The 20483-nt window shown below is 62.8% G+C and carries 22 protein-coding genes and 2 tRNA genes; 10 read left to right on the plus strand and 14 right to left on the minus strand.

The genetic code is table 11. The features are described from left to right. The first annotated feature begins 27 nt into the window (after window positions 1–27). Window positions 28–1191 (plus strand): OpgC domain-containing protein, encoded by a 1164-nt coding sequence (locus J2R80_RS29580; protein WP_050384313.1) that lies wholly within the window; start codon window positions 28–30, stop codon window positions 1189–1191. 187 nt (window positions 1192–1378) lie between these two features. Here J2R80_RS29580 and J2R80_RS29585 read toward each other — a convergent pair whose 3' ends face one another. The 6 genes from J2R80_RS29585 to J2R80_RS29610 form a co-directional block, all read right to left on the minus strand. Beyond that, window positions 1379–3196, minus strand: coding sequence for a carbamoyltransferase C-terminal domain-containing protein (locus tag J2R80_RS29585; RefSeq protein WP_253590320.1), 1818 nt, complete (start codon window positions 3194–3196; stop codon window positions 1379–1381). 987 nt (window positions 3197–4183) lie between these two features. After that, window positions 4184–4960, minus strand: a complete 777-nt coding sequence (locus J2R80_RS29590) for a cyclase family protein (protein ID WP_092083424.1) — start codon at window positions 4958–4960, stop codon at window positions 4184–4186. Window positions 4961–5759: 799 nt separating this feature from the next. Next, window positions 5760–5836: transfer RNA gene (locus J2R80_RS29595), tRNA-Pro, on the minus strand. Between the two features lie 120 nt (window positions 5837–5956). Further along, window positions 5957–6436 carry a DUF192 domain-containing protein gene (locus tag J2R80_RS29600; RefSeq protein WP_168858939.1) on the minus strand — a complete coding sequence of 160 codons (480 nt, stop codon included), beginning with the start codon at window positions 6434–6436 and terminating at the stop codon, window positions 5957–5959. 122 nt (window positions 6437–6558) lie between these two features. Next, window positions 6559–7221 (minus strand): cold-shock protein, encoded by a 663-nt coding sequence (locus tag J2R80_RS29605; protein WP_057018559.1) that lies wholly within the window; start codon window positions 7219–7221, stop codon window positions 6559–6561. A 209-nt stretch (window positions 7222–7430) separates the two neighbouring features. Continuing rightward, a complete protein-coding gene (locus tag J2R80_RS29610) occupies window positions 7431–8192 on the minus strand; it encodes a Sir2 family NAD-dependent protein deacetylase (RefSeq protein WP_057018560.1) in 762 nt (253 codons plus the stop codon). Between the two features lie 252 nt (window positions 8193–8444). Between J2R80_RS29610 and J2R80_RS29615 the strand changes: the two genes are divergently transcribed. Continuing rightward, window positions 8445–8606: a hypothetical protein gene (locus J2R80_RS29615; RefSeq protein ID WP_162832435.1), complete on the plus strand. Its 162-nt coding sequence runs from the start codon at window positions 8445–8447 to the stop codon at window positions 8604–8606. Between the two features lie 434 nt (window positions 8607–9040). Here the strand turns inward: J2R80_RS29615 and J2R80_RS29620 are convergent, their stop codons facing one another. Continuing rightward, window positions 9041–9226 (minus strand): hypothetical protein, encoded by a 186-nt coding sequence (locus J2R80_RS29620; RefSeq protein ID WP_057018561.1) that lies wholly within the window; start codon window positions 9224–9226, stop codon window positions 9041–9043. A 254-nt stretch (window positions 9227–9480) separates the two neighbouring features. Beyond that, a complete protein-coding gene (locus J2R80_RS29625) occupies window positions 9481–9921 on the minus strand; it encodes a GrlR family regulatory protein (RefSeq protein WP_253590321.1) in 441 nt (146 codons plus the stop codon). A 75-nt stretch (window positions 9922–9996) separates the two neighbouring features. On the opposite strand from J2R80_RS29625, the gene J2R80_RS29630 reads away from it, so the two are divergent. The 5 genes from J2R80_RS29630 (at window position 9997) to J2R80_RS29650 (ending at window position 13140) form a co-directional block, all read left to right on the plus strand. After that, window positions 9997–10170, plus strand: a complete 174-nt coding sequence (locus tag J2R80_RS29630; RefSeq protein WP_018271496.1) for a hypothetical protein — start codon at window positions 9997–9999, stop codon at window positions 10168–10170. Between the two features lie 68 nt (window positions 10171–10238). Next, window positions 10239–10394, plus strand: a complete 156-nt coding sequence (locus J2R80_RS29635; RefSeq protein WP_253590322.1) for a hypothetical protein — start codon at window positions 10239–10241, stop codon at window positions 10392–10394. A gap of 284 nt (window positions 10395–10678) precedes the next feature. Then, on the plus strand, window positions 10679–10885 hold the full coding sequence (locus tag J2R80_RS29640) for a hypothetical protein (protein ID WP_057018563.1): 207 nt from the start codon (window positions 10679–10681) through the stop codon (window positions 10883–10885). Between the two features lie 814 nt (window positions 10886–11699). After that, window positions 11700–12152: a VOC family protein gene (locus tag J2R80_RS29645; protein WP_016844600.1), complete on the plus strand. Its 453-nt coding sequence runs from the start codon at window positions 11700–11702 to the stop codon at window positions 12150–12152. Between the two features lie 346 nt (window positions 12153–12498). Next, a complete protein-coding gene (locus J2R80_RS29650) occupies window positions 12499–13140 on the plus strand; it encodes a glutathione S-transferase family protein (protein WP_168858948.1) in 642 nt (213 codons plus the stop codon). Between the two features lie 18 nt (window positions 13141–13158). Here J2R80_RS29650 and J2R80_RS29655 read toward each other — a convergent pair whose 3' ends face one another. The 5 genes from J2R80_RS29655 to J2R80_RS29675 form a co-directional block, all read right to left on the minus strand. Beyond that, window positions 13159–13407, minus strand: coding sequence for a hypothetical protein (locus J2R80_RS29655; protein ID WP_253590323.1), 249 nt, complete (start codon window positions 13405–13407; stop codon window positions 13159–13161). 130 nt (window positions 13408–13537) lie between these two features. Beyond that, the gene (locus J2R80_RS29660) at window positions 13538–13795 is read right to left on the minus strand and encodes a PilZ domain-containing protein (protein ID WP_018271493.1); all 258 of its coding nucleotides are present in this window, start codon (window positions 13793–13795) and stop codon (window positions 13538–13540) included. A gap of 170 nt (window positions 13796–13965) precedes the next feature. Further along, window positions 13966–14040: transfer RNA gene (locus J2R80_RS29665), tRNA-Glu, on the minus strand. A gap of 154 nt (window positions 14041–14194) precedes the next feature. After that, a complete protein-coding gene (locus J2R80_RS29670) occupies window positions 14195–14344 on the minus strand; it encodes a hypothetical protein (RefSeq protein ID WP_016844593.1) in 150 nt (49 codons plus the stop codon). Window positions 14345–14428: 84 nt separating this feature from the next. Next, window positions 14429–14773, minus strand: a complete 345-nt coding sequence (locus J2R80_RS29675) for a hypothetical protein (RefSeq protein WP_253590324.1) — start codon at window positions 14771–14773, stop codon at window positions 14429–14431. Between the two features lie 166 nt (window positions 14774–14939). Here J2R80_RS29675 and J2R80_RS29680 point away from each other — a divergent pair, with 166 nt between their 5' ends. Beyond that, window positions 14940–16172 (plus strand): Zn-dependent hydrolase, encoded by a 1233-nt coding sequence (locus J2R80_RS29680; RefSeq protein WP_253590325.1) that lies wholly within the window; start codon window positions 14940–14942, stop codon window positions 16170–16172. Here the strand turns inward: J2R80_RS29680 and J2R80_RS29685 are convergent. Next, window positions 16169–17086 (minus strand): sulfite exporter TauE/SafE family protein, encoded by a 918-nt coding sequence (locus J2R80_RS29685; RefSeq protein WP_253590326.1) that lies wholly within the window; start codon window positions 17084–17086, stop codon window positions 16169–16171. The two genes, J2R80_RS29680 and J2R80_RS29685, sit on opposite strands and share 4 nt — an antisense overlap. Before the next feature lie 351 nt (window positions 17087–17437). On the opposite strand from J2R80_RS29685, the gene J2R80_RS29690 reads away from it, so the two are divergent. Continuing rightward, window positions 17438–18475: a PrsW family glutamic-type intramembrane protease gene (locus J2R80_RS29690; protein WP_253590327.1), complete on the plus strand. Its 1038-nt coding sequence runs from the start codon at window positions 17438–17440 to the stop codon at window positions 18473–18475. Window positions 18476–18554: 79 nt separating this feature from the next. Next, window positions 18555–20414 (plus strand): acyltransferase family protein, encoded by a 1860-nt coding sequence (locus J2R80_RS29695; RefSeq protein WP_256527881.1) that lies wholly within the window; start codon window positions 18555–18557, stop codon window positions 20412–20414. Window positions 20415–20483: the final 69 nt, after the last annotated feature.

Here is a 20483-nt window from a genome sequence, read left to right on the forward strand (position 1 = left end):
AGCATCACCTCGAGGAAACGGCGCGCCATGGAAATCCACGCTACCCTGCCCGAAAAAGGACGTGACCTCCGGCTCGACCTGTTCCGCGGGGTCGCGAACTGGGCGATTTACCTCGATCACATCCCCGACAACGTCGTGAACTGGATCACGACGCGGAATTACGGCTTCAGCGACGCCGCGGACCTGTTCGTCTTCATCTCCGGCTACACCGCCTCCTTCGTCTATGCCCGCATGATGCTGGAGCGCGGCTTCATCGTCGGCGCCACCCGGCTGACCAAGCGGGTCTGGCAGCTCTATGTCGCCCACATCATCCTGTTCGTGATCTACATCGCCTCGATCAGCTATCTGGCGCTGCGCTTCGGCGATTCCGAGATAATCAACGAGTTCAACGTCGCCGGCCTCGTCGACAACGCCACCGAGACGCTGCGCCAGGGCCTGTTCCTGAAATTCAAGCCGGTCAATCTCGACGTGCTGCCGCTCTATATCGTGCTGATGGGCCTGTTCCCCCCGGTGCTGTGGTTCATGCTGCGGCGGCCGAACTGGACCATGGCGGCCTCGCTCGTGCTGTGGCTGGTGTCGCGCCACCAGGGCTGGAACCTGCCGGCCTACCCGGCCGGCAGCTGGTACTTCAATCCGTTCGCCTGGCAGGTGCTGTTCGTGTTCGGCTCATGGTGCGCGATGGGCGGCGCCCGCAACAACATGCGCATCATCAACTCGCGCTACACGCTGTGGTTTTGCATCGCCTATATGATCTTCGCGCTGATCATGACGATGGCCGGGCGCTTCCCGGACTTCGGCGCCATGTTCCCGGACTGGCTCTATTCGGCCTTCAACCCGAACGACAAGACCAACCTCGCGCCGTATCGCTTCCTGCACTTCGTGGTGATCACGGTGCTGGTGATCCGCTTCATCCCGAAGGACTGGGCGGCGCTGGAGTGGAAGGTGTTCGATCCCCTGATCGTCTGCGGCCAGCAGTCGCTGGCGGTGTTCTGCGTCGGCGTGTTCCTGTCCTTTGTCGGACATTTCGAGCTCTCGATGAGCTCGGGCTCGCTGTTCGCGCAGATCTTCGTCAGCATCTCCGGCATCGCGATCATGACGATCGTGGCCTATTACATCTCGTGGTCGAAGCGGCAGGACAAGCCGGTCAAGCCGCCGGCGGCAAAACCCACGGCGCCGGCGAAGGCGGCGTAAGTCCCTTATTTTTGAGCAAGGCCGCGCAAACGCTTCGCGTTTGTCGCGGGGAAAACCGCTTCGCACTTTTCCGGGCCATGCTCTAGAGCATTTTCGGTTCTGATTGAATCAGAACCGAAGCTCTAGATTCTTGTTTTGACGCGTTTTCTTCACGCGAACCGGTGCCCACTTCGCTCGAAAACGCTCTCTAGCCGCCGCGACTGGTGTCCTGCGTCGTCGAGGAGACGATGGTGGCGACGTCGCCGAACGTCGTCATCACGGGCGTGACGACCTTGTGCATGGCGGTCTTCGACACCAGCGTGTCATGCATCACGAGGTTGTCGATCCCGGTGGTGAGGAAGCAGCTTACCGCGTCCTGCGGCGTCTCGATGATCGGCTCGCCCTTGACGTTGAACGAGGTGTTGATCAGGACCGGCACGCCGGTCAGCGCCTCGAACTCCTTCAGCAGGCGATAGAGCATCGGGTTGGTCTCTTCCCGCACGCTCTGCACCCGCGCCGAACCGTCGACATGCACGATCGCCGGGATCTTGTCGCGCCATTCCGGCCGCACCGGCTTTGCGATCAGCATGTAGGGCGAGTCCTCCTCGCCTTCGAAGATCTCCTTCATGCGCTCGGCCAGCACGATCGGCGCGAACGGCCGGAATGCCTGGCGGTGCTTGACCCGGCTGTTGAGGATGTCCTTCATCTCGGCCCTGCGCGGATCGGCGATCAGGCTGCGGTTGCCGAGCGCGCGCGGACCGAACTCGGAACGGTCCTGAAACCAGCCGATCACGCGCTGGTCGGCGAGCAGCTTTGCGGTGTCGCGGCAGATATTGTCGCTGCGCTTCGCGTCGATCTGGATGCGCACCAGGAAGCTTTGCAGCGCGGCGGCCACCTCGGCCTCGCTGTAGCGCCGCCCGACATAGGCGTGGTCCATCACGAACGAGCGGCGCTGCTTGAGCACCTCGAGCCAGCCGTAATAGGCGCAACCGATGGCGATCCCGTCGTCGCCGGCGGCGGGCTGGATCCAGATGTTTTCGAAACCCGACTCGCGCGCGATGCGGCCGTTGGCCACGCAGTTCAGCGCGACGCCGCCGGCGATGCAGAGATTTTTCGCACCCGTGGTCTCGCGCAGCCAGCGCGCCCGCGCCAGCAGCACGTTCTCGGTGTCGTCCTGCACCCGCCAGGCGATGTCCTCCCAGTGCCGCATCGTCGGGCTTTTGTCCCAGCTGCCGCTGTCGAGCACGAAGGGCTGCTGGTTCTCGGCGCCCCAGAACGGCACGTGCAGCTTGCCGTCCTTCATCTCGAGCAGATGGCCGACCTGCTCATGGCGGCCATAGGGCGCCAGCCCCATCAACTCGCCGCACTTGTTCCAGTCGCCGAACACATAGGTCGAGACCCGGCTGTACAGCGCCCCCAGTCCCGGCATGTTGTAGAACTCGTCCGACAAGAGCCCGCGCGCCGGCTCCATGAAGACTTTCTTCAGGCATTCGAGCCTGGTGTCGTCGAACCTGTAGTAACTCTCGGACTCGCGGGCCAGCGGCGACGCCCCATCCTGCGGATAGGACTCCATCGCGTCGGCCTGATAATTGCCGACGCCGTCGACGATCATCACGACGCCGTCGTTGAAGGGCGACACCGCGAACGCGCTGTAGGCATGCGCGAGGTGATGCGAGATCGACACCACCTTGTCGGATTTGGAACGAAACAGCGGGTGCTTGATTGCTTCGTTGCGTTCGGCGATCGGCAGGAAGCCCGGCATATCCTGGTGGAGCATCCGCTCCTCCATCTCGGGCACCGGCAGGATGTAGCTGTTGCGCACCACGAGATCGACGTCGTCGAGGGTGATGCCCTCGGCCGACAGGCAGTAGTCGACGACTTCCTTGTAGAAGCCGGACGCGTGCTTCTCGCGGGTGATGCGCTCCTTGGAGATCGCGTAGGCGATCGCGCCGTCACGCAGCAGGCAGGCGCTGACGTCATGGTCGTAGACGTTGAGACCAAGGACGTAAGTGTGTTGTTTCGGCATGGGCACTCTTTGGAAGGATACAGCAACGCTGAGAGAACAGGATCGTGTCGACTTCAAGTTCTCGCCGGCATTTTCCGAGGTTCTCAAATCTCTGCTTCTGCGATGCACAAATCAAATCGGCGCAACGCAAGATGAACAGAATGAACGGCGGATGAACGACAAGATGAGCGCAGCAACGACAGTATCCTTTGCAGGCGGGACTGTAACTTGACCTTACCTGTTGGTCTCAATAGAGTCGTTAAAGCTCGCAAGAACCTTAGTGAAAATATTGTCTTAGCATGCACGAACCGAATGCCGGTGTCGCGCGTCTAAGCGAGACAGCCAGCATCAGTTCAGATGTTTGGAAGTGGACTGGAGATCTTCAGAATGACTAAACGCTACAATATCCTGACTCGTTGCCTAGCAGCAGTCGCTTTGTTGTTCGTCTATGTCGCAAGCACCTCTGCCATCCTGGTCGGCGCCACTACGTCGTCTGCGCAAGCGCAATGGCGCGGACGCGGCGGCTGGGGCTATCGCGGCGGCGGCTGGGGTCGCGGCCGCGGATGGGGTTATGGTCGCGGCTATGGATACGGACGCGGCTATGGCTACTACGGTGGTGGGCCCCGTTGCTGGTGGACCCCGCGTGGCGTTCGCGTTTGCCGGTGGTAACAACCGCCCGGTCGACACAAGCGATATTAAAGACATGAAATCAGGTGCGTCGGTCCCGACGCACCTGATTTGCTTTTTGGGGTTGGTTCACCTGCCGGGCTTGGCTCAGCTGCGGCACGCAAGAAAGAGCCCCGGAGACGCCGGGGCTCTAGTCACGGGAGAGAACGCTTCCGAAATCGGGACGCAAGGACGAGCCGGCGGCCCGATCACCCAATGCATCTACTGCGTGCATTAAAGCAGATTCGGCTGCCTCAGGCTGTAGCCGTGCCGCAACAACCCGCCGTAATGCACAGCCTGTCCACCGGTTCCCGAAGCTGGCCGATCACAACCCCGGCGCGCCTAGCCGTCGAGGATGGCGACCGCCCTCGTCCAGCCCGCCGACGCGCGCTCGATCTTCACCGGGAAGCACGACACCATGAATCCGGTCGACGGCAGCTGCTCGAGATTGTGCAGCTTCTCGATGTGGCAGTAACCGATGTGCCGCCCGGCCTTGTGGCCTTCCCAGATCAGGCTGGCGTCCCTGGTCTCGGCGTATCTCTTTGCGGTGAAGACGAACGGCGCGTCCCAGCTCCAGCCGTCGATGCCGGTCAGCCGCACGCCGCGCTCGAGCAGATACATCGTCGCCTCGTAGCCCATGCCGCAGCCCGAATTGACGTAGTCGGGCTGGCCATATTTCGCGCCCGCGCTGGTGTTGACGACGACGATCTCGAGCGGCGACAGCGTGTGGCCGATGCGCTTCAGCTCGGCTTCGACATCCTTGGCGGTCGCGACATAACCGTCAGGCAGATGGCGGAAGTCGAGCTTCACGCCCGGCTGGAAGCACCACTCCAGCGGCACCTCGTCGATGGTCCAGGATCGCTCGCCGCGGTTCATGGTCGGATGGAAATGCCAGGGCGCATCGAGATGCGTGCCGTTGTGGGTGGAGAGCGAGACCTGCTCGACGGCCCAGCCCTGTCCGTCGGGCAGGTCCTCCGCCTTCAGTCCATCGAAGAACTGCAGCATGCGCGGCAGCCCCTGCTGGTGATCGATATACTGGATGGTCGGATGGTTGCCGGGCGGATCGGCCGGAACGTCGTTCTGCAGGGGAACGGAGATATCGATCAGTCTGCGCGCCATGGTGCTTTTCTCGCGGATTGGTCTTGTCGGGCCGAACTACCCTGCCAGCGCGCGCGCGTTATCGGCAAGCCACATCCGCTCGAGATCGCGCAGCTCACGATGTCGTGGCTTGGGCTGCGGCAAGGCGGCGCAACGTTGAACCTATCCCCCGCCGGCACGACCCATTGGCACTGGGGATTTCAGGGCCCAGTATTTCGACGGCGCCGTCTGGACGAGCATATTCCGTCCAGGCGGCGTTGTTGCCTCAGGCGAGACAATCCGGCCGAAGCTTGGTTACCCGTGCCGGAACGCTGTTCACGCACAGAGAGCCACGGAAACAATACGTGTGCTGATGTCGTGCGGATTGCTGGTGGTGTTGCCACGCCGATACAGAGATACCCCCGCAACGATGCTAACCAACCTGCATCTGAACCAAGACGGGGTTGCGTCGTGTCGGGATTTGATCACTGGAACGGTGCAAATAGAGCCTACTCGTCCGCCGAAGCGCCACATCTGCGCGATGAGCAGCAGCAGTTCGACCGCTATCACAAATTCGACGACCCCATCTCGCGACCGCCGGAGAGTGGCTCAAGAACCGTGATCCTAGATCGCTACAACCCGCCGGCTCGTTGATCTGGTCAGCGCCCGGGCGGCTGAAGTTGCGAGCAGTGGAGCGCGGGCGCTTCGGTCCCGCGCTTGCTATTTCAGGGTGCCAACCGACCGCGATTTGTGGACCAGGTCAGGCGCGAATGCCGAGCATGCGCCAATCATAAACATCGCGTCTACCGACGGAGCGTCTCTGTTAAGTCTTTGATTTGGATGGTCGGGGCAGCTGGATTCGAACCAACGACCTGCAGTACCCAAAACTGCCGCGCTACCAGGCTGCGCTATACCCCGACATTTCCGAGAAGCCCCGTGGATACACGCTTCAGCCAGCGCCAGCAAGGCACGGATGGGGGCTTCGTGCGGCGAATCCGGGCGCCACTTTCCGCCTGGAAATCGCGTTAAAACCGGCTGCTAACGGCCGCCGAACAGCGGATGGGCAACCCGGTCGCCGGGCTGGATGCCGTATTTCTGCGCGGTCCCGGCAATCACCTCGAGCACGCCCTTGGCGAGCCCGCGCGACGCAATGATCCTGGTCGAAAGCGGCTCGGTGTTTTCGGCGATCCGCAGGATGCGCCCGTCGGCGCGGATGAAGATCATGTCGAGCGAGATGTAGGTGTTCTTCATCCACATCGACACTTCCTGCTCCGGCGAGAAGTCGAACAGCATGCCTTTGCCGTCCGCGAGCTCCTTCCGGTACATCAGGCCGGTCTCCTTCTCCTGCTCGGTGGTCGCCATTTCGACCGAGAAGACATGCACGCCCGACTTGGTGACGATCTCGAGCGGCTGGACGCTGGCAGCCTGCGCGGCCGGAGCCAGCAGCGCACCGAACATGATCACGAGGCAGGCCATCAGCCACGAACGATGGCGCCCAACAATGCGAACGAAATTCATCGACAAACACTCACACCGGGGAAGATTTTCCGGCGGACCCTAACCCGACGATTGCGGCAAATGCCAGAGCCGAGAATGCTCGCCGGCGGCTCACGTTTCCGTCAGGGAGGATCAGACCCGGATCAGTGCGAGGACAGCGCCGACGGACCGGTCTCCGGGTGGATCTCGGCGGCCATCATGCCCTTGGAGCCGGGCCCAAACCGCACCAGCACGTACTGGCCGGGGCGCAGTTCGGTCATGCCGAAGCGGCGCAGCGTCTCCATATGCACGAAGATGTCGGGCGTGCCCTCGCCGCAAGTCACGAAGCCGAAGCCGCGCAGCCGGTTGAACCACTTGACCTGCGCGCGCTCGAGCCCGCTTGTTGCCGTCACCGTGACATGGGTGCGCGGCGGCAGCATCTGCGCCGGATGGATTGCCGTCGATTCGTCCATCGAGACGATGCGGAAAGCCTGGTAGCCCTTCGCGCGCTGCACGCATTCGACGACCAGCCGCGCGCCTTCATAGGCGGTCTGATAACCGTCGCGCCGCAGCACGGTCACGTGCAGCAGGATGTCGGGCCAGCCATTGTCGGGGACGATGAAGCCGTATCCCTTCGAGGCGTCGAACCATTTGATGACGCCGGAAACTTCGACGAGGTTGGCCGCTGCGTCGCCGAGGCCTGAGAAAGCATCCATCGCCGGATCGCGTGGCGCGCTTCCATACTCGCCTTGACCAATCCTGCTTTGCCCAACTCCGCCCATCGGCGGTCCGCCGAGCTTCTTGGACTCAAATCCGTCCGACCCCATGACCCCGGACCCCACACATCAAATGCAGATCGCCGTCGTTGCGGCGCACCCTGTACACGCTGCTCTCCATGACCAACTCACTCGGACTGATTTGGACGCGGCGCGAATCTCTCAACCAAAAGATAACACTCCCGCTTGCGGGGCATAGCTAAAAAACGATTCTTGCGGGAACTATGAACAGACTTGCAGAGCCGCGAATCAATCAGGCATCAATTGCCTACGAAAGGACCAAGCGTGTCGCCGATGTCGTGGCGGATCACCAGATCGGCGATGTCGTCCTGATCGGTCGGCTCGTTGTTGATGATCACGAGCCGCGCACCGCTCTCCTTCGCCATCATCGGAAAGCCTGCGGCGGGCCACACCACAAGCGATGATCCGATCGCCAGAAACAGGTCGCAGTGCCGGGAGAGTTCCGCCGCGCGGCGCATCGCATCCTCGGGCATCGATTGCCCGAACGAGATCGTCGCGGTCTTCACCGGATCGCCGCAGTCCGCGCAGTCGGGGGCGCTGCCCGTCTTGTCGAACTGCTGCTTCACCCACGACAGCTCGTAGTCCTTGCCGCAGCCGATGCAGCGGCCATAGGTCGTGTTGCCGTGCAGCTCGATCACGTCGTCGGCCTTGAAGCCCGACGCCTGATGCAGATTGTCGATGTTTTGCGTGATGATGCCGGGAACCTTGCCGGCCCGGTAGAGCGACGCAAGCGCGCGATGCCCACGACCGGGGTTGGCCGCCGCAAACGTCTGTTCCATCGCAAAGCGGCGCCGCCATGACTCGTCGCGCGCGTCCTGGCTGGCCACGAACTCGTCGAATGGAATCGGTCGGTTGCGGGTCCACAGCCCGCCGGGCGAGCGGAAATCGGGAATGCCGCACTCGGTGGAGATGCCCGCCCCGGTGAAGGGCACGATGGACGACGCCTCCGCAATCATGTTGCCGAGCTGCTCGACGCCGCTGCGCAAGTCTTTTGCGATCACTAAAAACAATCCGGTTGGCCGCAGCGACTATAGCACGGCCCGACCGATTGCGAGCTCAACCGTTGCGCGAGCGATCGGCCGCGAGCGGCGTGTCTTGATCGATCGGCTTGCGATCAGCTGCGTCGGCGCCTCCGCTTGGTCGCTCTTCCAGCGCCTCAGCATCATCACATTCCTGCACTGGCTGCTCCGCATTGACGCCCAATTCGCCGACGCCAATGCGCCCGGGACAGGACCACGGCCAGGAGGATGGGCATGACCGATCAGGAAGACCGCGTCGCGCGCGAGCGCGAGGAGATCGTCGCACGCGTTGCCAGCTTCAGGGCGACGCAGCAGAAGTTCGAGCGCGATCGCCAGGAATATTACGACAACACGCTCGGCAATGCCTGGAGTGGATTTCAACGCAAGACCGCTTGACGCAAGACCGCTTGATGCCCTTGCCAGGCGACCGCGTTCATGGTCCGGGCGCCATGAGGCGCAAGTGAGAAAGCCCCGAGCGGCGTGCTCCGGGCTTATGGCTATTGCCAGTGCCGCCGTGCGATGGTTGCCGCAAACGCAGTTCCGGTTCCCTCGAGCGTTTTCCGTTCCGATCGGATCGCTCGAAAACGCGCCAGCCATACGATAGCGCAAAGCTACCATCGGTTAGCGCTGGAACAAAAATACAACCTCAGAGATTAGCTTGGCGGTGAACGAGGTTGGCATCAATGCCGGCATGGATGGAACTGCTGCTTAACGTGATGGGCTTTGCCGGCTTCATCGGCATCGCGATGTATCACAAGCATCCGAATGGGAAGCTGCCCGACTGAGCGTCGGCGGCGCGTCTCGGCTTGCCGCTCCCCGGCTTGCCGTCTTCAGTTTGCCTTCCGGGCCTCTCCCGCGGTCCGGACCAGCCGGTCCGACTTCACCAGCACTTTGCCGCTCTCCGGCTGCGGCCGCAGCCAGAAGCTGATCACGACAAAAGCCGAGCAGAACAGCAGCCCCACCACCATCACGCGCCGGTGGGTCGGTCGATCAGCACTGTGGAACGATGGCATCATGGCTGTCACCCGCAGCCATCCCAATCGCAATCGCAGGTGGAGACAACACGATGCTGCTCTTAACCTAACCAGGTAGGGTTAGCGGTGGCCGGGTAACGCCTCGTCCGGATCTCCCGGTCGGCGGCCGCAGCGGGATTCACAGCGATATCCCCTGCTTGTCCGCAGCAAATTCACAGCGCCAGCGGGTCCAATTATCCAACGAAATACGGATCTTGCTGCGCGCTCGTCCACAGCCTCGCGCCGCGTGCGCGCATTCAGGCATTGGCGAGCCATTTCAGGGTGGCCCGGAAACCCAGGCTGCGGGTTCCAACCAGCACGGTTCCGAACACCTCAGCCTCGTCGCCGCTGAATGTGCCGGAGAACCCGCTCGTCACTTCCTGTCCGGCGAACAGCGGACGGGTGAACGGGTCCGCGAAGGGCGAATGCTGGTTGGTGCTGAGATGTCCCTTCCAGGTGCCCTCGCCGGCCGTATAGGCCCCGATTGACCAGAAATATGGCCCGCCGCCGATCAAGAGACCGTCGCGCAGGATCAGGATGCCGCTGTCGCGGCCCCTCACGCCGTCGGTCATGTGGATGTGGATCGAATAGAGCCCGTTCTTCATCGATCGCGCCGCCCGGTCCTGGCGGCCCGCAGTATGGCTCCAATCCGGCCGGCGTGCGAGGCCGATACCGCCCGGCCCTCCGAATCGGCGCAAAAAGGCAGCTCCCCGGGCGCTTACAAATCGTTAAGAAACCCCTGACAAGGTTCGATCCTCCGGAGGGAGAGAGCCATGCTCGTATACCCCGTACCTGTCGAAGTGACGCAAGCCAGAGTGCAGCTCGTCGTCGACCAGACGGCGAAGGAGCAGCCGCGCATCATCAATGAGGATGTGCTGGATGTCTTCGCCGCGAAGAACCAGGCCGACCGTGAAGCGGTCGAGACCATCCTCGACATCAAGGTGTGAGAGCGGCAGTAGCCGACAGGAACCTCTCGACTGCGCACGGGTCATCCTGGTGACGCCAGGAGGCACCCATGTGCAAGCTGATCGCGGTCACCGTCTTCACCCTGATATGCGGCGCGGCCTTTGCCCAGGATATTGGTCCAGCGCCGCAGAGCGGCATGGAACGGCCTGAAAACACCAACGGTGCCACTCAGAGCGGCGCGATGGACACCACGGGATGGATGTGAAGCGGGCCAACAAATCCGAGATGAAGAACACGGCAAAGGGCGCGGCAAAAAGGGACGACGCAAAAAAGTAGGTTCCCACGACGGAACGTCCGGGAAGCTGCGACCTTAAAAAACGACCTTGAAAAAAAGACGCGACCATCAAAAAAAGGAAGGAACGAGTCTCTCGTTCCGCCGTTAGTTTGGCGAGCGGTACAACGAGGGAGAAATCCACCGGAAATATCAGCTCAACAAGCCCCGTCAGCTTACTTCGGTAACTGGCGGGGTTTTGTTTTGTGGAGGCGCCCATGTACGCCCTGTTCCGCGGCAAGACTCAGCTCGGAAGATCGTTCGCGACGGAGAAGGAAGTTTGGGAGGCGGCGCTGATCGACGGTCTTGTCGAGGGTGTTCCGGTCGCAGACGAACTGGGTGGCCAGATTCTGCCTGCCGGACATCGCGTCGAGCGGGTCGATGAATACGAGCCGCAGCCCGATTGGAAACCCGGACGTTCCTGACGCCGGTCAGCCAATTGGAGGAACCAGCCGGCCGAAACGACACGCACATCGCGCGTGGTGCCGACAGCTCACCGCCCTGTCGGCTTTGGAAGGCCCCGCGAATCCCCCTCGCGGGGTCTTTCCTTTGAACCTTTCGCGCGCCGCGAAGACATAAAGGGCGCTGGGGGATTTCAGGGCCCAGCATCCGGCGCAGCGCTGTGGGACGAGCATACTCCGTCTACGCGGCGCTGTTGCATTTTACAAGTTCAACCTTAAGTTTGGTGTCCAACAGTTGACGGCTCACGCCCTGAGAGATCCCCAGTCCGTCAGCTGGGAAAGCCCCGCATCCAGCCTGCGGGGCTTTCTATTTTCCGGACCCAGGAACCTTCCGCGCGCAGCGACATTGTCTGCCCGGTTGCCGGCACGATCTCCCCAAGGCCGGTCGGCATAGACCTCGCGAGCCCACTCGCGGGGTTTTGCGCTTTAGAGGCCGTCCAACCTCGCGCGTCCTTGATTGGCCGTGATCGGCAATCGGTGCGATAGAGGCCTCGCCTCCAAGGCTCGACCACAAGCCCCGTCCCAGAAATTTCGCTGGGCGGGGCTTTCTTGGATCCGCTGCTGCGCAAGCGTGTCGCGGCACGTCCCGTCCATATCCGGCCGCGTGATCGCGCGGCGCAACGGGAGCCAGCGCTCGCGAAGGCGTGAGCATGCAAAGGCGAAATGCGATCGGCAAAACTCGCGCTAACCCCTGCCCCGCGTCGCGTTTTGCTGCTATTCCTTGCTCCGTCTCGCCCGAGCCCAAACAAAATCTCTGAATCTGCAGGAGGATAAGAAAATGCGCTATCTGCACACCATGCTGCGCGTCCGCAATCTTGATGTCGCGATGAAATTCTATCAGGACGCGCTGGGGCTGAAGGAAGTGCGCCGCATCGACAATGAGAAGGGCCGCTTCACGCTGGTGTTTCTCTGCGCAGAGGAAGACCTCCATCTGCTCAAGTCCCTGCCGCAGACCCGCGGCGCGCCGCTTGTCGAGCTGACCTACAATTGGGATGAGGAGAAATACGGCGAGGACCGCCATTTCGGCCATCTCGCCTACGAGGTCGACGACATCTACGCGACCTGCGAGAAGCTGATGAAGATGGGCGTCACCATCAATCGTCCGCCGCGCGACGGCAACATGGCGTTCGTGCGTTCGCCCGACCTGCACTCGATCGAGATCCTGCAAAAGGGCGAGCCGAAAGCTCCGGCCGAGCCGTGGGCATCGATGCCGAACACCGGCCATTGGTAAACACCGCGCCCGCTCCTACGTTCCTGTCGGCGTTTCGCCCTTGCTGAAGCGCCGAACGATCGCGAGGAACGCGACACGATCGTTGACGTTGCTCCCTCACAAGCATGCGAGGAGGCAACGATGGGAAGAGGAATTTTGCTTTGGCTGTTGGGTGTGCCGATCCCGGTGATCATCGTGTTGTGGTTGTTGTTCGGTCACTGACGGCGTCTTGATGCATAGCGATCAGCGAGGCTCTGCCGCTATGCGGCGGAGCCTTTTTTTGCTCTCGGTACAATTCACCCCGCGCTTTTCCCCGACGCTTCAGCTATGAACGCGCGCAAAGCACAACAGCGCGAAGAAGCGCGTGATGGACAGTAAGCCGCAACTGACGATCTGGGGTCGGGCGAACTCGGTCAACGTGCAGAAGGTGCTCTGGTGTCTCGCCGAGCTCGACCTCCCCTATCAGCGCATCGATGCCGGCATGCAGTTCGGCAAGAACGATCAGCCCGACTATCTCGCGATGAATCCGAATGGCCGTGTCCCGACGCTGGTCGACGGCGACTATGTGCTGTGGGAATCCAATTCGGTGATGCGTTATCTCTGCATGGCCTATGGTCATGGCGCGCCGCTCTATCCGCAAGCGCCCAAGGCGCGCGCCGCCGTCGACCGCTGGCTCGACTGGACGCTGTCGACGCTGCAGCCGGTCGACCGGCCGGTTTTCTGGGGGCTGGTGCGCACGCCGCCGGAGAAGCGCGATATGGTCCAGATCCAGAAGGACGCCGATGCCGAGGGCGTGGTGTGGCGCGTCGTCGAGGCGCAGCTTGCAAGGCGCCGCTTCATCGAGGGCGATCAGTTCACGATCGCCGACATCGCGCTCGGCGCCTTTGCGCGGCGCTGGCTCGGCGTCGAGGGCGTCACCAAGCCGAAGCTGCCCCATCTCGAACGCTGGTTCGGTGAGATCGCGGGGCGGCCGGCCTTCGTGCGGTTCATCGCGCCGCCGATGTCGTGAGCGCGGGCGGCAAGCCGCTCAACGCCCGCCGCTGGACATCCCGCCACCGACGCTGACGGCGCCACCGAGCTTCACGCAGGTGTCGGAGCCTTCCACCTTGACGAAGCCGGGTCCGTACGATGCGCATGGATTGCTCCGCGTCGCGGATTTCGACGGCAAGGTTTTGCCGGCGTCAGCGGGCGTCTGGAAATTGCGGCGGTCGCCCTGCTGGGCGAACGCGGCGGCGGGAAGCAGGACGGCGATGATGGCAATGCAGGTCTTGCGCATCCGGCCTTTTATCCCGCGCCACCGGATGAGGCTAGCTCATGATGCGATCGGGAAGGATCGCAGTATGAGCTAGCTCTTTTCTTGAGCATGATCTGTTCGGAAAACCGGATCCACTTTTCCGGATCATGCTCTACCGCACGAACTTGACGCCGAACGTCCTGCCTTCGCGCCACACCACTTCGCAGGCGCGCCCGGTGCGGGCGTCGCGCGAGAACGCCAGCCGCAGCTTGGCCGGCAGCGTGTTGTTGTCCTGGACCGTGATCTTGGCGCCCGACGAGGACATGTCCTCGACCACGCAGGGCCGCGCGGCGAATCCGCCGTCGAGCGTGATCCAGCCGGATTGCCGCAGCGATTTGCGCGTTTCGCGCTTCCTGGTCCCTGGAGCCATCACATCATTCCCGGGCCCAGCCGTATCGCCGCTAACTTACCAAAGGGTTGCGAAACAGCTGCGGATTGCAGCGATCCGCCGACCCGTGCACAACGGGCCGAGACAGTGCGGCGAGAGCGTCCGTCCGAGCACAATGCGTTGAGTTGGCTGGATTTCCAGTCTGGCAGTAATGGCGCTCCCTAGCGGAATCGAACCGCTCTCTCCACCGTGAAAGGGTGGCGTCCTAACCGATAGACGAAGGGAGCAAAACTCCCGGCAAATCAATACGTTAGACGTGAGATGCGCCGGACCGGCCACAGCCCTCAAGCCGCGACGGGCGAACGTATAGTGGCGATTGGCCGGGCGGGCAAGCGTTCAGAACGCTTTTCCCGGGTTGCCGCTGGGATCACCGGAAGGACATCACCTGCAGGACAATCCGGCCTCGATCGAGGTCCAGAAGCCGCAATGCGTCGGCACATGCGCATGCGCCCGCGAGCCCCCGACGTGAATCAGGATTGCGGCAGCAAGCGCGACGACGACGACGGGAACAATGAATCTTCGGATCGACATGGGCCTGCGCATCGACCGACATCGTGGCCTAACTAAGGCCTGCGAGCCGGCTGGATGTCCAGCAACAGCGCTTAGCGCCAGCCGCTAGTGATTGCTGGCGACGTCCTGACGATTATTCGGCTGCGCCGCCACAGGCGTCCGCTTGATGCAGGTGCTGCAGATCACGAGCTTGCGCGCCAGCCGGTCGTCGGCATCCGCTTCCGACAGTTGCGCGGGCGATGTCTCCGCCACCGCAGGCGACGCATTCCGCGCATGGCGCCGCGGCTGCGGGAGATTGGGATCCTGTCCGGCACCGTCCCAGGCCAGCGGACCTGTCCCCGGCGGCGGCGTGGTCATGCTGTATTGCTGCGAGACCTGCGCGCAGGCGCCGAGCGCGATCGGAAGAAACAGCATAGCGGCCTTGCGAGCCCAGTTCCGGAATGCAGACATGATCACACTCTCACGCTATTCGTACTGCGACCTAAGAGCAGAACCGCTAAGAAATCGTTTGCCCTGATTGTTCCGTCGCATCCAACCGCGTCGGCATCAAGACGGGATTGAGGCGCCAAGGCGCAAATCAAGACGTAAAATCAAGACGGCAATCCGGAGTCCAATCATGCCAGGCATCAACGGTCGCTTCGACGGCAAGCGCGTGCTCGCCGATCTCAACGCGTTGCGCGCGATCGGCACCTACAAGACCGGCGTGCACAAGCCGACATTCTCGGAACCGCATCTGCGCTCGCTCGACTGGCTCGCGACGCGTTTGCCCGACGCCAATCTCACCGCAACGATCGACGGCATCGGCAATGTGCTCGGCTCCAGCGCGAAGGCGGGGCCAAAACTGCTCGCCGGCTCGCACCTGGAGAGCCAGAACCATGCGGGCTGGCTCGATGGGCCGCTCGGCGTGATCTACGCGCTCGAGGCGGCGCGCGTCATCAACACCGACCCGGACGCGAACGGCGCGGTCGAGGTCGCCGCGTGGTGCGACGAGGAAGGACATTTCGGCAGTTTCCTCGGCAGCCGGTCGTTTGTCGGCGCGGTGACCGAAGCCGACATCGACGCAGCCCGCGACCGCTCCAGCGATCGCACCATGCGCGATGCATTGCGCGACGCAGGCTTCGCCGGCCGCCCGCGCCTTAATGCCGAGGCCGGCCGCCATATCGGCTATCTCGAAGCGCATATCGAGCAAGGCGACACGCTGGAGAGTAGCGGACTCAAGATCGGCGTCGTCACCTCGATCGTCGGCATCTGGCAGTACCGCATCACGTTCACCGGCGAGCAGAACCACGCCGGCACCACGCGGATGGCGGTGCGCAGGGACGCCGGCCTCGGGCTGGCGCGGTTCTGCGTCGCGATCGACGACAGCTTCCCTGCCCTGTCGGGACCGCGCACGGTGTGGACCACCGGCCGCATCACGCTGGACCCAGGCGCACCGAGCATCATTCCAGGCGGCGCCGAGATGCTATTCCAGATTCGCGACGACAATCCCGAAGTGATCGGCCGCCTCGAACAACAGCTGCATCGCCTGGCGGCCGAGGCCACCGCTCAGGGCCGTTGCGGTGTGAAGGTTGAGCGCATCCGCACCGGGGTGCCCGCGATGATGACGCCTGCATTCCAGGATGCGATCGAAGCCGCGAGCGCAGCCTGCGCCGGCGGCAAATCGATCCGCATGCCGAGCGGCGCCGGCCATGACGCCCAGGTCCTCGCCACCATCATGCCGGCGGCGATGCTGTTCGTGCCGTCGATCGGCGGCATCAGCCATCACTGGAGCGAGAACACCGACGACGCCGATATCGTCACGGGTGCCGAGGTCTTTGTCGAAACCTGCCGGCGCCTGCTCGCAGGTTAGAGCACCTTCAGGTCGGACCGCCCCCGGTTGCCCGACTTCAGCGAAGCCAACGCGTGCGAGTCCTGCACGGTGCTTCTCCTCGCGGTGAAGAAAACGTACAGCAAGCAGATGTCGATCAGAATCGTGCCGGCCATGACGCCGTAGGCCCACGGGCTTTCCATCAGCTTCACTTCGATCAATACGCGCGACAGGCCGAATCCCACGACCCACGCATCAAAGCTCATGCAGATCCGGCGAAACGTCTCGGCGTCCAGCCGCCGGATCAGCCAGGCACCGAGCGGTATGCCGAGGACAACGCAGGGAACCAGCACAAACAGGATGCTCCGGCTCTCGTCGATGAACAGACCGAGCTTGTAATACGCGATTGCAGTCAGGCTGGACTCCGTCACCCGAACCAGTGCGAGACCGGCCCGAAACTCATCTTTGACGAGGCCCTGATTGTTGAAGAGGATCGCCAGCGGCGGGCCCGAAATGGTCGTGACCGAGTACAAGATCCCGAGCATCGTTCCGAAAGGCAAACCGACCAGCCATTTCGACTGGATCGGCCTCCGCCAACCGGCCGCCTGCAGCAGAATGAGCGGCAGAATGATCGAGTAGGTGGCGAACTTGGTCCAGCCGGGCTGAAGCGACGTCAGCGCAAAGGCTCCGACCGCGATGCCGGGCAGCATGCCGATGAGAATAGGCAGCACGCGCCGCCACACGGCCGGAACGCCGCTCAGATTGATGCACAGGACATACAGATTGACGAAGACTTCGACGATGACCACCGCGGGATTGAGGACGCGGTTGGTGTAGAAGACGAGTGCGACCGGCACCGTGAGCGAGGAAAACCCGTAACCAAGCGCGCCATTTACAAACGCCGCAAACAGCGCGATCACGGCAAGAACGATCACAGCAAAATCAATCGAAAGCATCTCTGGCTTTTACCGGATCGGTCGCCTTGCCCACCGCATTATAGCCCAACGACGGGGACGCGGTGCCGAAAGCTGATCGGACCCACAGGCCGCGATCCCGGAATCGTCGGGCTACCAAAGCTCCTGCGCCTGGAACGCCATGGACCTGGCGCTTGGCAGGAACCTGTCCGGGAGCCGCCCTCGGCCCTTAGCTGATCAAGGTCCGCAACGGTACTTTCCAACCCGCTTTCGTAAGGCACCGTGGCATATTGGTCACGAGAACGGCATCAGACCGATTTGCAATCCGCTGAACTTGCTGCCATTTCTTCGGCACGCATCGCTTTGGTGCCATTAAAGGGGCCCGTCCGGCTCATGTTGTTGCTTGAGTCGCTTCCAACCGTCATCGGCGCCGCCGCCATTGCCCCCGCATTGCTGGTGTTGTGGCTGGTCATCGCCGCTGACGAGCGCCCCGGACCGCCGGTTCAGGTGTGGCTCGCCTTCGTGCTCGGCGCGGCCAGCATCTCCCTGCTCGGCTTGGCGCGAATTCCGTTCAATGCGCTGCTTGCCATTCCCGACAATCCCTGGGCGACGCAGGCGGTGCGTGCAGCTTTCGGAGTCGCGGCACCGGAGGAGATCGTCAAGGTGCTCGTCATCGTCGTCATCTCGACGCGGCGCCGCGCCTTCGCCGATCCGATGGATACGGTGGTCTATGGCGCGGCCGCCGGACTTGGATTTGCCGCCTATGAGAACCTCGCCTATCTGGTCCAGCACAAGGACATGTGGCGCGCGCTCGCGGCATTGCGCAGCGTGCTCACGGTGCCGTTCCACGGCGCGCTCGGCATCATCGCCGGCGCCTATCTTGCGATCGCGCGCTCCGGCGGCGCGCTCGGCGCTTACCGGGGTCACCGCGACTGGGCGCGCATGACGAATTGGGCGCTGGTGCTGGTCGCGCCGGTCGCGCTGCACGCGGCGTTCGATTTTCCGCTGCTCGCGCTCCAGCGCATCCCCGATCTCGGCTCGACCACGCGGCTGCTGCTCGGCTCGGCCAGCGTGCTGATCGGCTTCTCCTCGATCGGCTTTGCAATCCGCCTGGTGCGACGCCTCGGCAAGCATCATGCGCCGCGCACCGACGTTGCGCGCGAGCGGCTCAGCCAGCTGCGGCGGATGTGGGCGCTGCTGCTGATCGGCGGCGGCGCCGGCTTTGCCGGCGTCTCCTTCCTGCTCACCTCGCTGCATCATTGGTACGTCAATCCCGAGCGCAATGCGTCGTTCATCCTGGTCCCGATCGGCTTCACCTCGATCCTGATCGGACTGGCGCTGCTCATCGCGACCACCGCCATCTACTTCCTCGGCCGCAACCGGATGCGGACCGCCTCGGAGGGCTTTCCGTCCGCTCCCGGTCAAAGCTAGCGCCCCGGCCGGCACCGCTCCCCTTGCAAAACAACCTCGGCGGGTTCAGGGAGAGACACAGACCAGGCGCGAGAGGACGATGGGGCACAACTACAAGAATTATCGGCCGGATATCGACGGCCTGCGGGCCGTTGCCGTCTCGTTGGTCGTGCTCGGCCACGCGTTCCCGCAATATGTTCCCGGGGGTTTCGTCGGGGTCGACATCTTCTTCGTCATTTCCGGCTACCTGATCACCGGGATCATCTATGGCGACATTCAGAACGGGAGCTTCAGCCTTGCGACGTTCTATGCGCGTCGCATTCGCAGGATTTTTCCCGCCCTGATCGTCGTCTTGATCGCCGCCTTCATCGCCGGATGGCAACTTCTGATGCCGAGCGAGTTGGTGGCCCTTGGAAAGGAGATTGCGGCAGGCGCGGGTTTCTCGGCAAACCTGCTGTTCTATTCGGAGGGTGGCTATTTCGATGCGGCCGCGCAAACGAAGCCGTTGCTCCATCTCTGGTCGCTCGGCATCGAGGAACAGTTCTATCTTGTCTGGCCTTTGCTGCTGTGGGCGCTGATGCGATGGCGGATCGCCGCCGCCGCTCCCCTTGCCCTGATCTTCATCGCATCGCTTGTCGCAAATATCCTGGTCGTTCGAACCAACCCTGAAGCCGCATTCTACCAGCCGTTCACGCGGGCGTGGGAGCTCGCGGCCGGAGCATTGGTGGCCCTCTGCCTGCCCAACGGATTCTCCGCGGCGCGCGACCTTCTCGGATGGTTCGCGCTCGCGGTGATCGCTGCGGTAACCGCATTCTATTCGCCCTCCATGACCTACCCCGGGATCGCAGCGGTGGCGCCGGTCGCCGCAGCTGCCGTCCTCATCATGTCAGGTCGCAATCGATTTCTCTCGACCCGTACCGCGGTCGCGATCGGGCTGATCAGCTATCCGCTCTACCTCTGGCATTGGCCGATCCTGGTTTTTGCGGCGAGCTTCAAAGGTCGTCCCCTGACTTTGGCCGAGAACGGGCTGGCCGTTGGGGCCAGCTTCATTCTGGCCTGGGCAACCTATCGCTACGTCGAGCGCCCAATCAGGTTCGGGCAGTGGCGGGTGGCGCCGGTCCTTGCGGCATCGATGGTGGCCGTTGCATCGGTGGGAGCATTGGCGATCGTCGACGGCTTTGCCTTTCGGCTTCCGGCGATCGTTCGCGAAGCCGGCGCCATGACCGTATCCAGGGACTTCCTGAGATACGGCGAATGTCATATCTCCGCTTCCGCCGATCCCGCGTTTGATCCGAGTTGCGTTGACGCCAGCAAGCGCCCGCTTGTTTTCGTATGGGGCGATTCGACCGCCGGCATGCTTGCCGCCGGGCTGCGGCAAGTCCAGGGCGATCAATTCGGGTTAGCCCAGTTCACCGTCAATTCCTGCCCGCCACTCTTCACCGCGCAGGCCGAGACCATTCCGTTTTGTGTTCAAACCAATCGCCACATCGTTGCTGCGGTTGCCCGCTCGCACCCCGATGTCGTGCTTCTGCACCTGGCGTGGAGCAAAGAACCCACCGCCGACGATCTCCGCCCGACGATTGTCGCCCTCAGACAGGCCGGCGCCGCCCGTGTCATCCTGGTCGGCCCTGTCCCCGTCTGGACCGACACGGTGCCCCATCTGACGGTGCAATATTTCCTGCGCCATCATACATTGATCCCGGAACGCAGCCACGATGTGCGATCGACCAAGCAGACCGACGACAGGATTGGGCAGATCGCCGCCGATCTCGGGATCGAATATCTGTCGCCCTATGACGAGCTCTGCAACGCGGACGGATGTCTGACGAGGGTCGGGACCAGCGCAAACGACCTGGTATCGGCCGACTTCCTGCATCTGTCGCCGCGCGCCTCGCGATATCTGGCGGCCAGGCTTGTGCCAAGGATTCTGGCTGTCGAAAACCGCCATGCAGAAAGATGAGCGCACAGCTATTGCCGCCGCAACTGACGGGCTGACCATTTATAACCGGTTAGGATAGACTACACACGC

It is taken from the genome of Bradyrhizobium sp. USDA 4541, from assembly GCF_024171085.1.
GTDB classification, from domain to species: domain Bacteria; phylum Pseudomonadota; class Alphaproteobacteria; order Rhizobiales; family Xanthobacteraceae; genus Bradyrhizobium; species Bradyrhizobium australafricanum.

Bases quoted from the DNA above. Each gene is read 5' to 3' on its own strand.
- J2R80_RS29580 (WP_050384313.1), top strand. From the start codon at position 28: ATGGAAATCCACGCTACCCTGCCCGAAAAAGGACGTGACCTCCGGCTC.
- J2R80_RS29585 (WP_253590320.1), bottom strand. From the start codon at position 3,196: ATGCCGAAACAACACACTTACGTCCTTGGTCTCAACGTCTACGACCAT.
- J2R80_RS29590 (WP_092083424.1), bottom strand. From the start codon at position 4,960: ATGGCGCGCAGACTGATCGATATCTCCGTTCCCCTGCAGAACGACGTT.
- J2R80_RS29600 (WP_168858939.1), bottom strand. From the start codon at position 6,436: ATGAATTTCGTTCGCATTGTTGGGCGCCATCGTTCGTGGCTGATGGCC.
- J2R80_RS29605 (WP_057018559.1), bottom strand. From the start codon at position 7,221: ATGGGGTCGGACGGATTTGAGTCCAAGAAGCTCGGCGGACCGCCGATG.
- J2R80_RS29615 (WP_162832435.1), top strand. From the start codon at position 8,445: ATGACCGATCAGGAAGACCGCGTCGCGCGCGAGCGCGAGGAGATCGTC.
- J2R80_RS29620 (WP_057018561.1), bottom strand. From the start codon at position 9,226: ATGATGCCATCGTTCCACAGTGCTGATCGACCGACCCACCGGCGCGTG.
- J2R80_RS29630 (WP_018271496.1), top strand. From the start codon at position 9,997: ATGCTCGTATACCCCGTACCTGTCGAAGTGACGCAAGCCAGAGTGCAG.
- J2R80_RS29635 (WP_253590322.1), top strand. From the start codon at position 10,239: ATGTGCAAGCTGATCGCGGTCACCGTCTTCACCCTGATATGCGGCGCG.
- J2R80_RS29640 (WP_057018563.1), top strand. From the start codon at position 10,679: ATGTACGCCCTGTTCCGCGGCAAGACTCAGCTCGGAAGATCGTTCGCG.
- J2R80_RS29645 (WP_016844600.1), top strand. From the start codon at position 11,700: ATGCGCTATCTGCACACCATGCTGCGCGTCCGCAATCTTGATGTCGCG.
- J2R80_RS29650 (WP_168858948.1), top strand. From the start codon at position 12,499: ATGGACAGTAAGCCGCAACTGACGATCTGGGGTCGGGCGAACTCGGTC.
- J2R80_RS29655 (WP_253590323.1), bottom strand. From the start codon at position 13,407: ATGCGCAAGACCTGCATTGCCATCATCGCCGTCCTGCTTCCCGCCGCC.
- J2R80_RS29660 (WP_018271493.1), bottom strand. From the start codon at position 13,795: ATGGCTCCAGGGACCAGGAAGCGCGAAACGCGCAAATCGCTGCGGCAA.
- J2R80_RS29670 (WP_016844593.1), bottom strand. From the start codon at position 14,344: ATGTCGATCCGAAGATTCATTGTTCCCGTCGTCGTCGTCGCGCTTGCT.
- J2R80_RS29675 (WP_253590324.1), bottom strand. From the start codon at position 14,773: ATGTCTGCATTCCGGAACTGGGCTCGCAAGGCCGCTATGCTGTTTCTT.
- J2R80_RS29680 (WP_253590325.1), top strand. From the start codon at position 14,940: ATGCCAGGCATCAACGGTCGCTTCGACGGCAAGCGCGTGCTCGCCGAT.
- J2R80_RS29685 (WP_253590326.1), bottom strand. From the start codon at position 17,086: ATGCTTTCGATTGATTTTGCTGTGATCGTTCTTGCCGTGATCGCGCTG.
- J2R80_RS29690 (WP_253590327.1), top strand. From the start codon at position 17,438: ATGTTGTTGCTTGAGTCGCTTCCAACCGTCATCGGCGCCGCCGCCATT.
- J2R80_RS29695 (WP_256527881.1), top strand. From the start codon at position 18,555: ATGGGGCACAACTACAAGAATTATCGGCCGGATATCGACGGCCTGCGG.